Genomic DNA, 12,295 nt, shown 5'->3' on the forward strand with positions numbered 1-12,295 from the left:
TTTTCCGGCCGGGCGACATCGTCCGGCGCAAAAAGTGGTAATCTCGCCCCGTTCACGACCACTTATGATGAAGGATTTATATGCGTTTTCTGCGTTTCTTGCGTCCCCTGCTTGCCGCCGTCACCCTGGTGGCGGCCACCGGCGGCGCCATGGCGGCCGATACCGGCTTTACCACGCTCACGACGCCAGTGCGTACGGACACGGGCAAGAAGGTGGAAGTGGTCGAGTACTTCATGTATTCGTGCCCGCATTGCTACGCGCTCGATCCGCTGATGCACGACTGGGTCAAGAAGCAGGGCGACAAGATCGCCTTCCGCCGCGTCCACCTGGCTGCCACCGGCCCGAAAGACCCGCAGGCGCACGCCTATGCCACCCTGGAAGCGATGGGCCAGCTGGACCAGTTCCACGACAAGATCTTCCGCGCCATCCACGTCGAGCGCAACCGCCTGAACCGCGATGACGCCATCCTCGACCTGCTGGTCAAGAATGGCATCGACAAGGCCAAATACCTGGACATGTTCAATTCCTTCGGCGTGCAGACCAAGCTGAAACGCAACGAGCAGCTGATCGCCGCCAGCAAGATCGACAGCGCCCCGACCATCGTCATCGATGGCCGCTTCGTCACGTCGCCGGCGCAGTTGTCGCGTCCTGGCCAGTCCGAGCCGCAGACCCAGGCGGCGACCCTGCGCGTGATGGATGAACTGGTGGCGCGCGTGCTGAAAGAGCGCGCACCGGCGCCAGCGAAGAAGTAAGCGGAGACGTCATGAAACAGCTGCCCTGGACCCTGTGCGTACTGGCCCTCGCCCTCGTGGCGTGGCTGGCGATTGCCATCGTCAACGTGGAAAACCAGCGCAATGCGCTGGTGACCAAGGCGTGCGTGGACCCCGCGTTCAAGAACGAGGTCGATGCGAAATGCCTGGCGTCCGTGCAGTCGCGCGAACACTGGTGGCAGCACCTCACTTACGCCATGACGCATTTCCGAAATTGAATGTGTTAGTAGGAAAAACCCGCCGCGCGCGGGTTTTTTTTCGTCCGCGTATGATGAAGCCACAACTATTCAGGAGGGACGATGAAGGAAGTGATCTTGATTACCGGCAGCAGCCGCGGCATCGGTGCGGCGACGGCGCTGCTGGCGGCGCGCCAGGGCTATGCCGTGTGCATCAACTATGTGCGCGACGCGCAGGCGGCCGAGGCACTGTGCGCGCGCATCGTGGCCGACGGGGGCGAGGCCATCGCCGTGCAGGCCGATGCCAGCGATGAAGCGGACGTGGCGCGCCTGTTTGCGGAAGTCGACGAGCGCCTGGGGACGCTCACGGCGCTGGTCAACAATGTGGGCGTGCTGGAGCAGAAATGCCGGCTCGTCGACATGTCCGCGCAGCGCCTCGAACGCGTGCTGCGCACCAACGTGATCAGTTATTTCCTGTGCTGCCAGCAAGCCGTGCGGCGCATGTCGACGGCCCATGGCGGGCAGGGCGGGCGCATCGTGAACGTGTCGTCGGCGGCGGCCCGCCTCGGCTCTCCGGACGAATACATCGATTACGCGGCCTCGAAAGGCGCCGTCGATACCCTGACCCTGGGCCTGGCGAAGGAAGTGGCGGCCGAGGGCATCCGCGTCAACGGCGTGCGGCCCGGCATCATCTATACGAAGATCCACGCTTCGGGCGGCGAACCGGGCAGGGTGGCGCGTTTGGCGCCCGGCGTGCCGATGCAGCGGGGCGGCCAGCCCGAAGAAATCGCCGACGCCATTTTGTACCTGCTGGGGCCGGGCGCCAGCTATGTGACGGGCAGCATCCTCGACGCGGCGGGCGGGCGCTGATTTTCAAATCCTGCAAGTAATTGCTTCAAGTGCGGGGCCAATTATCAAGTACGGCAAGCGAGTCCAGAATGGCGGTGTGCCATGTGCACGCCGATCAACTCATTTGGAACTACTATGCCCGCTTTTGTCCCCGCCATCCTTGCCCTGTCGCTGCTGGCCGCCGCGCCAGCCCATGCCGCCATGGATTTGCCCATGCCGGCCCACCTGTCCGGCGCGAAAGCCGATGCCACCGTGGCGCTGGCCGCGCGCCGCTATGCCGCGTTCTGGCAAAGCGGCGATCCGGCCCTGGCGCGGCTGGCGCTGGCCGACGATTTCACCGACCGTACCTTGCCCGCCGGCCGGCCGCAGGGCTTGGCCGGTCCGCTGCAGGCGTCGCAGGTATTCCATGCGGCGGTGCCGGATTTGAAGGTCGCCATCGAGCAGATGCTGGTGGCGGGCGACCGGGTCACCTTGCGCCTGCATTTCACGGGCCGCTTCACGGGCGTCTTCCCCACGCCGCAGGGCGAGCTGCGCGGCCAGGGGCAAGCCATCGATTTCCATGCGTTTGATTTGTACCGCGTGAATGCGCAGGGACGCATCAGCGACAACTGGCACCTGGAAGACAATCTGACCCTGCTGCGCCAGATGGGCGTGCTGGCGCCGTGATGATGCTCCGCTAACCGTGCGCCGGCAGCGCGGAAAACTGCTGCAGCAGGAAGTCGACCAGCAGGGTGACGCGCGGCGGCTGGAAGCGGCTGCGCCGGTACAGCAGGTTCAGGGGGACGCTGTCGGCAAAGTAATCGTCGAGCACCGTTTGCAAGTGCCCCGCGCGCAGGTCGTCGCCGATGTCGAGCAGGGATTTGTAGGCATAGCCATGGCCGGCCACGGCCCAGCGGCGGATGATCTCGCCGTCGTTGCTGTGCCAGTCCCCCTGCAGGCGCAGGCCGTGGCGCTTGCCGTTTTCGCGGTAGCGCCATTCCTGCGGCGCGCCGTCGCCGGCCTTGAGCACGAGGGTCGGCAGCGATGCCAGGTCGCGCGGCGCGGCCGGCACGCCGACCCTGGCGGCCAGCGTTGGCGCCACGCACACGACGCGGCGGCCCGGGTGCAGCAGGCGCGCCACCATGTCGCTGTCGGGCAGCTCGCCGTAGCGGATGGCCAGGTCGACGTCGTCCTGCACCAGGTTGGCCGTGGCGTCCGTCAGGGTCAGCGCATGGCGCACCTGCGGGTGCAGCGCGGCAAAGCGGTCGAGCATGGGCAGCAGCAACTGGCGGCCGATGTCGGACGGCGCCGAAATGCGCACCACGCCGCGCACGGCGCCGCCGTCCGCGTGCAAGCCGTCTTCGGCCTGCGCCAGCAAGTCCAGCGCCTGTTCGCTGTAGCGGCGGTAGTGCAGGCCTTCTTCCGTCAGGCGCAGCTGGCGCGTGGTGCGTTCGAACAGGGTGGCGCCCAGTGCCGCTTCCAGGCGCGCGATGGCGGCGCTGGCGGCGGCCGGCGACAGGCCGTGCTTGCGGCCGGCCGCGGAAAAACTGCCCAGCGCCGCGGCGTCGAGGAACAGGGCGATTTCCGCCAGGCGTCCGGCGCCGCCGCGTATCATGCGGGGTGCGCGGCCGCTGGTTTCGGCGCCGGTGCAGAGTGGGGCGTGATCACCACGGTGCACGTGGTGCCGGCCACCAGCAGTTGTCCCTTCGGCTGCTCGTCGATGTGGATGCGCACGGGCACGCGCTGCGCCAGGCGCACCCAGTTGAAGGTGGGGTTGACGTCGGCCAGCAGTTCGCGGCCCGTGGCGGCGTCGCGGTCGGTGATGCCGCGCGCGATGCTCTCGATGTGGCCGTGCAGGGTGCCGCCGCTCATCAGATTCATTTCCGCCTTGTCGTCCTGCGCCAGCATGCCCAGCTTGGTCTCTTCGAAGTAGCCGACGACGTAGTACGAGGCGCTGTCGATGACGGCCAGCTTGGCCGCGCCGACGGCGGCAAAGTCGCCCTTGTGCACGTTCAGGTTCGTCACGTAGCCGCTGACGGGCGCACGCACGGTGGTGCGCTCCAGGTTCAATTGCGCCAGCGCGCGGGCGGCCATGGCGGCCTGCACTTGCGAGGTGGCCGAGGTGGCGGCGAACGCCGCGCTTTCGCGGCTTTCCGTCGAGATGATGCTGGCGTCAAGGCCTGCGCGGCGCTGCGCTTCCTTGCCACGGCGGCCCTGTTCCGTTTTTTGCGCGGCCAGCACGGCGTCGGCCTGCGCCAGCGCGCTCGCATAGCGTTCCTTGTCGACGACGAACAGCACGTCGCCTTTTTGCACGACCTGGTTATCGCGCACCAGCACGTCCGTGACGGTGCCGGCCACGTCGGCGCTGATGTTGACGATGTCGGCCTTGATGCGGCCGTCGCGCGTCCACGGCGACTCCATGTAGCGGTCCCAGACGGTCTTGCCTATCCACAGGGCGGCTGCCAATAGCAGCACGGTGATTGCATAGCGGGTCAGTTTGCTTACCATGTCGGCAGCCTTTCCTTGATCGGGTTGAACGGTTTTTTTTATTTGTATAGCGATAGCGCCAGCGCGCCGAAGATGGCGATGAAGATGCACAGCCGCGCCAGCGACGGGTGCCACACCATGCGGTACACGCCCAGCCAGCCCAGCACGCGGTCGAGCAGGGTTTGCAGGGCTATGCTGAGGAGGAACAGGGGCAGCAGGGTAGGAATCAGAATTCCGAACAGGGCGAATTCACGCGGCATGGTGGTCTCCGGCGCCAGGCGCCATGTGGTCGAGCAATGAGGTATAGATCGAGTGCAGGTCGGCCAGCGCCGTCTGCAGGCGCGCGCTGCGCTCGCCGGTGGCATCGGCTTCCGTCTGGGCCGTGCGCACGACGGCGCCCGCCTGCAGGGTGGCCGCCAGCGCCGCCTGCAGTGCCGTATCGCTGCGCGTGCGCAGCCAGCCGGCGATGTGGTCCACGCACTGCTGCAGCGCGTGGCGCGTGGCGCCTGGCCTGGCGGTGGCGATCAGTTCGCGCAGTTCGATCACGGAGTGGCCGATTTCCAGCAGGGTCAATGCCTGGCGCACGACGGCGCGCGTGGCTTCGCCCGGCGCCGGGCCGGCCGCCGCATTGAGCTGGCTGAGCAAGTCGCGCACGCGGTTGTCGAAACGGTGTTTGACACGGCGTGCGGGCGCCGTGCACGCATGCAGCGCTTCGCGCCACAGGGCACGGCCGATATGGTCCTTGTGGCCCATCGTGTGCTCGGGCAGCAGCACGGCAAACACGAGGGCGGCCAGCATCAGTCCCACGATCAGCGCCATGCCCGTGTTGAGGAAAGCCGCGCCATCGACATGCATCACATTCGTCGGCGCCATCTGCGTGATGAAGGTCGACACGCCCAGGCCCACGCCCAGCTTGGCCGGATTCGTCATCAGGTACAGGCCGACGGCGAGAAACGGCGCAAAACTGAGCACCAGCATGGGGAAGCCGTCGCCGTGCACCAGCACGAAATACACGCAGACGAGCGACAGCGGCATGGCGATCAAAAAGCCCGCCAGCACCTGGCGGATCATCAGGATGGGACGCGGCGAGGATGAGGCCAGCGCGCAGAACACGGCCGCCATCAGCATTGCCGTGCTGGCGTAGGGCCAGGCGAGGAAGTAGGCGCCCAGCGCCAGCAGGGCCAGGCTGATGCCGGCGCGCGCGCCGCTGGCGAGCACCAGCGCGGGCGGCGTCTTCGGCGCATATGCCTGCGGCGTGCTCACGTCCAGCGGCGTGTCGTGCACGAGGCTGAAATACACTTCGTGAAAGCGGCTCATGTCGCGCGCGAAGCGTTCGAGCAATTCGCACACGGTGTCGAAATCGATGCGCTGCGCATGCGCGATGGCCGCGCCATCGATGTCCGCGCGCGCCTGGCCCAGCGCCGTTTGCAGATGCCGCTGCATGGTGTCGAGCGAGTCTTGCGACGGCGTCGCTTGCAGCGCTTCGGCGACGATGGCGTACAGGGGCGCGCAGGCCTGCATGACCTGGGTTTCGCCATCGCGCTGCAAGCGGTCGAACAGGCGGTGGAAGGTATAGAAGGTCGTCAGCGCCGTCATGAAGGTGGCGTTGAAGGCATGCAGCTTGCGGTTTTGCGCACGCACGTGACTGACCTTGCTCGTCACTTCGAACAGGGCGGCCGAGCGGCCCAGTTCCAGCGCCGCCACGTCGGCGGCAAACTGCAGATGCGTCAGTTCCACTTGCGCCGGCGTGAGTTTTTGCTGCAGCACGTCCTGGCAAAAGGTGAGGAATTTGCCGTAGCGCGCCTGCACCGTGCGCATCACCTGCGTGCCCTGGTGGCGCGGCAGCAGCACGCTGGAGACGGCTGCCGAGCAGATGATGCCCAGGCTCACTTCAGCCACGCGCGTGACGGCCAGCGAGAAGACCTGCATCGGCTGCTCGATGGCGGGCAGCACGATCATGCAAGCCGTGTAGCCGGCCAGTACGTACACATACGACTGGGCGTTGCGGTGCAGGGCCGAGCCGCTCGTGCACAGGCCCACCCACAGGGCCAGGCCGGCGAACAGCAGCACGGGCTGCTGCGGGAACAGGCCGATCAGGGTCAGTGCGGCCGTGCAGCCGAGCAGGGTGCCGCACAGGCGGTAAAAGCTTTTTTCCAGCACCATGCCGCTGCTGGGCAGGGCCAGGATGATGGTGGTGGTCATCGCCGTGCTCGGTGAATCGAGGCCCAGGCGGTAAGCCAGCCACAGGGCGCAGAACGCGGCGATCAGAGTCTTGCCGACGTAGATCCAGCGTTCGCCTTCCGTCGCGCGCCAGTCCTGCAGCGCCAGCGCCAGCCAGCGGGCCGCCCGGGGCAGGGGGCCGTCTATAGGTGTTGTTGCTGTGGCTGGCGTCATCGATAGGCTATCAGTTCTGGTTGTTGAGATTGTTCAAATTGCGCAGCTGGCGCATGTACAGCTTGTCGAGCACTTGCAGCTCTTCTTCCGTGAACCCTTCGTACAGGGCCGAGGTTTCCTGGTACACGTCGGGCAGCGCCGTTTCGATCAGCGCGCGGCCCTTGTCGGTCAGCGAGATCATCACGGAGCGGCGGTCGCCGGGGCGCGTGCCGCGGTGGATCAGGCCGCGCGTTTCCAGGTCGTTGCACACGCGCGTCAGGTTGGCCGGCTTTTCATGGCAGGCCATGCCCAGGGTGCAGGCGTTCGAGGTTTCGTCGTCCGTGCCGTACAGCACGGCCAGCACCATGTAGCTGGCATCGACCAGGTCGTGCTTTTTCAGCGCGGCGTTGGTCAGGTCCTTCATGCCTTTTTGAATGTGGTACGTCATGCGCAACAGGCGCATCAGTTCCATGGGGAAGCCTGGCATGCGCGTGCGGATGTTTTGCAGCCGCTTGGCGGTGGCGTCAAAAGCGGTCATGTCATATTCCTTCATGTGTGAATAAAGTTCCGATTGTATCTTGTTGAGCTAGGGCAATGCCAGGATTGCAAGCTTATATGCCGCCTCCCAGTGCATTCATCAAGGAAACGTACAGATCGAGCTCGCGCGCCCCATTTTGCGCCTGCTGCTGTTCTTCCGCCAGCAGCGCCACTTGCGTGTTGAGCATGGCGATGGCGTCGCTCATGCCCGCCTTGTACGCCTTTTCCGCCAAGTCGCGCGCGCGCCGCGCCGTGGCCAGCGCCTGCACGGTCAGCTCGTGTTGCTTGGCCAGCGACTGCGCCTTGGTGACGGCGTTGGCCACGTCCGACATGGCGTTGATGACGGTGGCGTTGTACTGCTCGACGGCGCCGTCGTACACGGCTGTCTGGCTGCCCAGCTGGGCGCGCAGACGGGCGCCGGCAAAGATGGGCAGGCTCAGCGCGGGCGAGGCGCCGCGCACCTGCGAATTGGCGTCAAGAAAATGGCTGAAGCCGAAGGCCTGGAAGCCGGCAAACGCCACCAGGTTCACGTTCGGGTAGAACTCGGCCTTGGCCGCGTCGATGCGCTGCGCCGCCGCTTCGACCCGCCAGCGCTGGGCGGCGATGTCGGGCCGGCGGCCGATCAGGTCGGCGGGCAGGGCGGCGGGAATGGCCAGCGGCTGGTCCAGGCGCAGCACGGGACGCGTGAGCGCCGCACCGGCTGCCGGGCCCTTGCCCGCCAGGGCCGCCAGCTGGTTGCGCAGCAGGGCCAGCGATTCGGCAGACTGTTCCAACTGGCGGCGTCCGGCCGGCAAGGTGGTTTCGATCTGCGCCACGTCAATGTCGGTACCGATACCGGCCGCCTTGCGCTGGCGCGTGATGTCGAGGATGCGGGCGCGTTGCGCCAGGCTGCGTTCGATCACGTCCTGCAGCTGGAATTCGTACGACAGCTGGATGTAGGTGCGCACCAGCGCCGTTTCCAGTGCCAGGCGGGCCATCTGCGATTCGGCCGACGCCATCTGCACGTCGCCCAAGGCGGCGGACAGGGCGGCACGGTTGCGGCCCCACAGGTCCAGGTCGTACGAAGCCGTGACGGTGGCCTGGTTGCGCCACGCGTAATTGCCGGCCAGCGGCGCCGGCGTGCTGCCGTGCTGCGAATACAGTTCGCGGTTGATGGAGACGGCCGCGTCGGCCTGCGGACGGGTCTTGTCCTCGGCGGCACCGGCCAGCGCCTCGGCCTGGCGCACGCGCGCCTGGGCGCCGCGCAGGGTGGGGCTGTCGGCCAGGGCCTGCTCCATCAAACGGTTCAATTGGGGGTCGTGCAAGTCTTGCCACCATTGCGTACGCGGCCAGGCGATCGCTGCGCTGGCGGCGGCATCCATGGCCTGGTTCGCCTGCAGCTTGTTGGCGTCGAGCATGGCCGATTGCGGCGCGATATGGCCCATGTCGGCGCACGCGCTCAAGGCAAGGATCAGGCTGGCGGCAAGCAAACGGCGGTGCAGGGACATGCAGGAACTCCGGAAGAAGGTGTTGGGGTACTGCTGACAGCTCGCCGCGGTGAGCGCCGGGAGTGGCCCGGGTGCTGCGCCGCAACTGAGTTGTTACTGACTGAAACCGGCTGACTGGTTTCTTATTGCACGACGTGTTTTGCCGTTTGCGCGACGTCAAAGTCCGCTTCCGTTTGCGGGATCAGGCCAGCCTTGCGGGCGGCGTAGAACTCGGCCATGACTTGCTCGCGCGTCACCTGGCTGGCGGCGGTGGCCGATGTTTTCGGGTAGTCGACTTCGCTGGTGGCGATTTCGCCGGCGTTGCGGGCACGGACGTATTCGGCCGTGACTTGTTCGCGCGACAATTGCTGGCCCGTGGTGGCAGGCGCGGCGCTTTGGGCGAAAGCCGAGGTGGCGGTGGTGACGGCAAACAATGCTGCGATAAGGGATTTGGCTTGCATGATAAGACTCCAAAATGTGCTTGATGGCTGGGTGGATGGGCCGGATCGCCACGTACCGGTCGGTTCGGCGGCATGGCGCTGGTGGGCGCCATGCCGACGATGAAGCAGTTTCTGGGTGAGAAGATGCTTACTTGAATTAACTATAGCAATGAATAGTACATTTGTGAAGTAATTTATGAAAATAGTTGTGCGCCGCCGCATTCCTTGGGGGAAAGGCCGTGCAGGCGTGCGCCACTGGCCGGGCCAGGGGAGTAAGCTGGTTTTTTTGTTAACGGAGGCCGCCATGAGCAGCAGTTCACTCGATCCGGACAATTTGCCCGTCATCCCCGACCGCGTCCTGGGCAGCGGCCATGGCAAGGGGGCGCTGGGCCCCAGCGACAGTTCCGACAGCGGCAGCGACATGCAGGGCGTACCGGGCCAGGACCCGGAAGAGCTCGATAACGACAGCGATGCCGCGGGCACGGGCGAGCGGGCCGGCGTGGAGCCGCGCAATACGGCGCCTGACGGCGGCGATATCGACGTCGACCACGTGGAAAGCATGGCGCCCGTGCGGCCTGCAGAGGACGGCGATGGCGAACCCGGCGCTCCCCAGGCGCCAGCGCCGCGCTCCTGATGCCAGTGGCCGGCCGCAAATTGCCGCCGCTGTGGCGCCATCAGCGTAAAATGGCGGCAAGGCGGCGTGCGCGCCGCCATGGCCAGCCGGCCGGCACAGGATAGGATGTCAGAGGATGCAAACGCAGATGTCGCAAGAGAAAGAAAAAGACTTGATGTCGATGTACCGCGAGACGCGGCCACGCGAGTTTTTTGGCGAAAAAAGTAATACCAACCACCTGGCCTGGAGTTTGCTGGTGGTCTTGCTGGCGCTGGCGTTCTGGCTGATCGTAGCCCTGGCGGCGGCGGAAAACCAGCGCTATGCCCTGGAAACGAAGGCTTGCCAGGATCACGTGTTTCCCACGGAAATCGACACGTCTTGCCTGAAACAGGTCAAGTCGCGCGATCACTGGTGGCAGCACGTGGGCCATGCGCTGGTGCGCATGGGCGCCTGACCCTGGCGCAAGCTGGCTGAACCTGGCGGCGGCGAGGGCCGCTGCGGTGATGGAGCGATAGTGCGGGAGGCGCCATGCCACGCGATCACTCGCGCGAGCAGCCGCAATGGCTGCTGGCGCGCCACAGTGCCTTGACGGCGCGCCAGTTGCTGCGCGCCTATGGCTTGCTATGCCTGTTTTCCCTCGTCATTGCCGCCGCCTTTGCGCTGCGCGGCCTCTGGTACATTCCCGTCTTTTCGTTCGTTGAACTGGGCTTGGTGGCCACCGCCCTGCTGCATTACCTGCGCCACGCGCGCGACTATGAACACATCGCCCTGCGCGATGGCGAGCTGATCATCGAACAGGTCAGCGGCGGGCATTGCCGGCGCCACCACTTTGCGCCGTGGCGCACGCGCATCGCCATGCCGCAAGGGCCGCGCCAATTGATACACATCAACGATATGTATGATGCTACCCGGCACGTGGCGGTGGGCGTCTTCGCCACGCCGGAACGGCGCTGGCAAGTGGCGCAGGAACTGGGCGCGTTGCTGCCGCCCTATTTGGGCCCGTAAAACTGGAATGTCTGTACCACCAGCAAGGTGGTGGGGAAGCCCGTGATGGTCTTGAATTCCTTCACGCCCGTGATCTTGTAGGCGCCGGCCTGGAACGCTTCCCCTTCCGCCCAGCTGTGATCTTTCATCGCAAACTGCAGCAGGCGCTTGTCGTTGTAGCGGTAGCTGAAGATGGTGTAGGCGCCGACGCGGCTGGTGACGACGAAGTTTTCATCCTGCTGGTCGGCGATGAGCAGGATGCCCGGATAGCGCCCGATGCCCGCCTCCTCGTTCTGGATTCTCAGGATCACATCGGTAAAACTGCATTCGGCGTCGCGGATCTTGTCGCGCTTCGTGGCGATCTGCATCACCTCGTCGTAGCTCTTGTTGTGCACGATCGACCATTGCGGCGAGTCGCAATAGTTGGCCGCGCGGGCGTTGGCTGCGCAGGATAGCAGCAGGCAAAAGGTGATGGCGGGGATGGCGTGCATGGAATCTTGTCGCGGAAGTTGGGGGCGGCGGCAGTCTACCTGCCCGCTGCCGCCTCCACAAGCGCAGGACGGTCCTCAGGTGGCTCGCGATGGACCTTTCCACAGATTGATATGGCCTTCGCGCGCTTGCACGTCGATGGCGGCCAGTTCGTCGGCCGTGAACGACAGTTGCTGCAGCGCGGCTACGTTTTCGCGGATTTGCGCGCTGCTGCTCGCGCCGATCAGGGTCGAAGTGACGCGGGGATCGCGCAGCACCCAGGCCAGCGCCATCTGCGCGAGGGTTTGCCCACGCTGCGCGGCGATCTGGTTCAGGGCGCGCACGCGGGCCAGGTTGTCCGCGCTCAGATGCTGTTGCATCAGCGAGCCGCCGCCGGGCCGGTTGACGCGCGCATCCTGCGGCACGCCATCGAGGTACTTGTCGCTGAGCAGCCCCTGCGCCAGGGCCGTGAACGTGATGCAGCCCATGCCTTCCTGCTGCAGGGTGTCGAGCAAGCCGTCTTCCTCGATCCAGCGGTTGAGCATGTTGTAGGCAGGCTGGTGGATCAGACACGGCACTTTCCATTCCTTCAGCAGGGCGGCCGCCTCGGCCGTCTTTTGCGGCGAATACGACGACAGGCCCACGTACAGCGCCTTGCCCTGCTGCACGGCGGTGGCCAGCGCGCCCATGGTTTCTTCCAGCGGCGTGTCGGCGTCGTAACGGTGCGAGTAAAAGATGTCGACGTAATCGAGACCCAGGCGCCGCAAGCTCTGGTCCAGGCTGGCCAGCACGTATTTGCGCGAACCGCCGCCCTGGCCGTACGGGCCCGGCCACATGTCCCAGCCCGCCTTGGTGGAAATGATCAGCTCATCGCGATAGGGCAGAAAATCGTCGCGCAGCAGCTTGCCGAAATTGCTTTCCGCGCTGCCATACGGCGGGCCGTAGTTATTGGCCAGGTCGAAATGCGTGATGCCCAGGTCGAACGCCGTGCGCAGCATGTCGCGCTGCGAAGCCAGATTGTTGCTGTCGCCAAAGTTATGCCACAGTCCCAGGGACAGCAGCGGCAGTTTCAGCCCGCTGCGCCCGCAGATGCGGTATTGCATGCTGTCGTAGCGGTTCTCGGCGGCGTGGTAGGTCATGGCATCTCCTGGTT

Annotated in this window: 16 protein-coding genes; 7 read left to right on the forward strand and 9 right to left on the reverse strand. The window is 65.7% G+C overall.

What is annotated here, in order from left to right:
* Window positions 1–80 precede the first annotated feature (80 nt).
* The 4 genes from SKZ59_RS17750 to SKZ59_RS17765 all read left to right on the forward strand — a co-directional run bounded on the left by SKZ59_RS17750 (window position 81) and on the right by SKZ59_RS17765 (window position 2,461).
* A complete protein-coding gene (locus SKZ59_RS17750; RefSeq protein ID WP_092714993.1) occupies window positions 81–752 on the forward strand; it encodes a thiol:disulfide interchange protein DsbA/DsbL in 672 nt (223 codons plus the stop codon).
* An 11-nt stretch (window positions 753–763) separates the two neighbouring features.
* Complete coding sequence (locus SKZ59_RS17755; protein ID WP_034751769.1) at window positions 764–988, forward strand: hypothetical protein; 225 nt, start codon at window positions 764–766, stop codon at window positions 986–988.
* An 81-nt stretch (window positions 989–1,069) separates the two neighbouring features.
* Entirely contained in the window at window positions 1,070–1,816 is a 747-nt protein-coding gene (locus SKZ59_RS17760) for an SDR family oxidoreductase (protein WP_319992497.1), read from the forward strand.
* Window positions 1,817–1,930: 114 nt separating this feature from the next.
* Window positions 1,931–2,461: an ester cyclase gene (locus SKZ59_RS17765; RefSeq protein ID WP_072454443.1), complete on the forward strand. Its 531-nt coding sequence runs from the start codon at window positions 1,931–1,933 to the stop codon at window positions 2,459–2,461.
* A gap of 10 nt (window positions 2,462–2,471) precedes the next feature.
* Here SKZ59_RS17765 and SKZ59_RS17770 read toward each other — a convergent pair whose 3' ends face one another.
* The 7 genes from SKZ59_RS17770 to SKZ59_RS17800 all read right to left on the reverse strand — a co-directional run bounded on the left by SKZ59_RS17770 (window position 2,472) and on the right by SKZ59_RS17800 (window position 9,098).
* Window positions 2,472–3,389 (reverse strand): LysR substrate-binding domain-containing protein, encoded by a 918-nt coding sequence (locus SKZ59_RS17770; protein ID WP_319992498.1) that lies wholly within the window; start codon window positions 3,387–3,389, stop codon window positions 2,472–2,474.
* Window positions 3,386–4,282: an efflux RND transporter periplasmic adaptor subunit gene (locus SKZ59_RS17775; protein ID WP_319992499.1), complete on the reverse strand. Its 897-nt coding sequence runs from the start codon at window positions 4,280–4,282 to the stop codon at window positions 3,386–3,388. The genes SKZ59_RS17770 and SKZ59_RS17775 overlap by 4 nt, the downstream gene beginning before the upstream one ends.
* 38 nt (window positions 4,283–4,320) lie before the next feature.
* Window positions 4,321–4,521, reverse strand: coding sequence for a DUF1656 domain-containing protein (locus SKZ59_RS17780; protein WP_034751763.1), 201 nt, complete (start codon window positions 4,519–4,521; stop codon window positions 4,321–4,323).
* Window positions 4,511–6,655, reverse strand: a complete 2,145-nt coding sequence (locus SKZ59_RS17785) for an FUSC family protein (RefSeq protein WP_319992500.1) — start codon at window positions 6,653–6,655, stop codon at window positions 4,511–4,513. Before SKZ59_RS17785 ends, SKZ59_RS17780 begins: the two co-directional genes overlap by 11 nt.
* Before the next feature lie 10 nt (window positions 6,656–6,665).
* Window positions 6,666–7,172 carry a MarR family winged helix-turn-helix transcriptional regulator gene (locus tag SKZ59_RS17790; RefSeq protein ID WP_034751839.1) on the reverse strand — a complete coding sequence of 169 codons (507 nt, stop codon included), beginning with the start codon at window positions 7,170–7,172 and terminating at the stop codon, window positions 6,666–6,668.
* A 73-nt stretch (window positions 7,173–7,245) separates the two neighbouring features.
* Window positions 7,246–8,658, reverse strand: a complete 1,413-nt coding sequence (locus SKZ59_RS17795) for an efflux transporter outer membrane subunit (RefSeq protein ID WP_319992501.1) — start codon at window positions 8,656–8,658, stop codon at window positions 7,246–7,248.
* Between the two features lie 122 nt (window positions 8,659–8,780).
* Window positions 8,781–9,098 carry a DUF4148 domain-containing protein gene (locus SKZ59_RS17800; RefSeq protein WP_319992502.1) on the reverse strand — a complete coding sequence of 106 codons (318 nt, stop codon included), beginning with the start codon at window positions 9,096–9,098 and terminating at the stop codon, window positions 8,781–8,783.
* Between the two features lie 283 nt (window positions 9,099–9,381).
* On the opposite strand from SKZ59_RS17800, the gene SKZ59_RS17805 reads away from it, so the two are divergent.
* From SKZ59_RS17805 to SKZ59_RS17815, 3 genes are all read left to right on the forward strand, one after another.
* The gene (locus SKZ59_RS17805) at window positions 9,382–9,711 is read left to right on the forward strand and encodes a hypothetical protein (protein ID WP_034751759.1); all 330 of its coding nucleotides are present in this window, start codon (window positions 9,382–9,384) and stop codon (window positions 9,709–9,711) included.
* Window positions 9,712–9,826: 115 nt separating this feature from the next.
* A complete protein-coding gene (locus tag SKZ59_RS17810; RefSeq protein WP_034751758.1) occupies window positions 9,827–10,144 on the forward strand; it encodes a hypothetical protein in 318 nt (105 codons plus the stop codon).
* 74 nt (window positions 10,145–10,218) lie between these two features.
* Complete coding sequence (locus SKZ59_RS17815) at window positions 10,219–10,695, forward strand: DUF2244 domain-containing protein (RefSeq protein ID WP_319992503.1); 477 nt, start codon at window positions 10,219–10,221, stop codon at window positions 10,693–10,695.
* Here SKZ59_RS17815 and SKZ59_RS17820 read toward each other — a convergent pair.
* Both SKZ59_RS17820 and mgrA read right to left on the reverse strand, forming a co-directional pair.
* On the reverse strand, window positions 10,680–11,165 hold the full coding sequence (locus SKZ59_RS17820) for a hypothetical protein (protein ID WP_319992504.1): 486 nt from the start codon (window positions 11,163–11,165) through the stop codon (window positions 10,680–10,682). The two genes, SKZ59_RS17815 and SKZ59_RS17820, sit on opposite strands and share 16 nt — an antisense overlap.
* Window positions 11,166–11,240: 75 nt before the next feature.
* Window positions 11,241–12,281: an L-glyceraldehyde 3-phosphate reductase gene (gene mgrA / locus SKZ59_RS17825; protein WP_319992505.1), complete on the reverse strand. Its 1,041-nt coding sequence runs from the start codon at window positions 12,279–12,281 to the stop codon at window positions 11,241–11,243.
* Window positions 12,282–12,295: the final 14 nt, after the last annotated feature.

It is taken from the genome of Janthinobacterium sp. GMG2 (assembly GCF_033949445.1).
Classification (GTDB): Bacteria; Pseudomonadota; Gammaproteobacteria; order Burkholderiales; family Burkholderiaceae_D; genus Janthinobacterium; species Janthinobacterium aestuarii.

Excerpts from the sequence above, each read along its gene's own strand:
- SKZ59_RS17800 (WP_319992502.1), bottom strand. The coding sequence starts at position 9,098 with ATGCAAGCCAAATCCCTTATCGCAGCATTGTTTGCCGTCACCACCGCC.
- SKZ59_RS17810 (WP_034751758.1), top strand. The coding sequence starts at position 9,827 with ATGCAAACGCAGATGTCGCAAGAGAAAGAAAAAGACTTGATGTCGATG.
- SKZ59_RS17775 (WP_319992499.1), bottom strand. The coding sequence starts at position 4,282 with ATGGTAAGCAAACTGACCCGCTATGCAATCACCGTGCTGCTATTGGCA.
- SKZ59_RS17795 (WP_319992501.1), bottom strand. The coding sequence starts at position 8,658 with ATGTCCCTGCACCGCCGTTTGCTTGCCGCCAGCCTGATCCTTGCCTTG.
- SKZ59_RS17785 (WP_319992500.1), bottom strand. The coding sequence starts at position 6,655 with ATGACGCCAGCCACAGCAACAACACCTATAGACGGCCCCCTGCCCCGG.
- SKZ59_RS17765 (WP_072454443.1), top strand. The coding sequence starts at position 1,931 with ATGCCCGCTTTTGTCCCCGCCATCCTTGCCCTGTCGCTGCTGGCCGCC.
- SKZ59_RS17820 (WP_319992504.1), bottom strand. The coding sequence starts at position 11,165 with ATGCACGCCATCCCCGCCATCACCTTTTGCCTGCTGCTATCCTGCGCA.
- SKZ59_RS17790 (WP_034751839.1), bottom strand. The coding sequence starts at position 7,172 with ATGACCGCTTTTGACGCCACCGCCAAGCGGCTGCAAAACATCCGCACG.
- SKZ59_RS17815 (WP_319992503.1), top strand. The coding sequence starts at position 10,219 with ATGCCACGCGATCACTCGCGCGAGCAGCCGCAATGGCTGCTGGCGCGC.
- mgrA (WP_319992505.1), bottom strand. The coding sequence starts at position 12,281 with ATGACCTACCACGCCGCCGAGAACCGCTACGACAGCATGCAATACCGC.
- SKZ59_RS17780 (WP_034751763.1), bottom strand. The coding sequence starts at position 4,521 with ATGCCGCGTGAATTCGCCCTGTTCGGAATTCTGATTCCTACCCTGCTG.
- SKZ59_RS17805 (WP_034751759.1), top strand. The coding sequence starts at position 9,382 with ATGAGCAGCAGTTCACTCGATCCGGACAATTTGCCCGTCATCCCCGAC.
- SKZ59_RS17770 (WP_319992498.1), bottom strand. The coding sequence starts at position 3,389 with ATGATACGCGGCGGCGCCGGACGCCTGGCGGAAATCGCCCTGTTCCTC.
- SKZ59_RS17755 (WP_034751769.1), top strand. The coding sequence starts at position 764 with ATGAAACAGCTGCCCTGGACCCTGTGCGTACTGGCCCTCGCCCTCGTG.
- SKZ59_RS17750 (WP_092714993.1), top strand. The coding sequence starts at position 81 with ATGCGTTTTCTGCGTTTCTTGCGTCCCCTGCTTGCCGCCGTCACCCTG.
- SKZ59_RS17760 (WP_319992497.1), top strand. The coding sequence starts at position 1,070 with ATGAAGGAAGTGATCTTGATTACCGGCAGCAGCCGCGGCATCGGTGCG.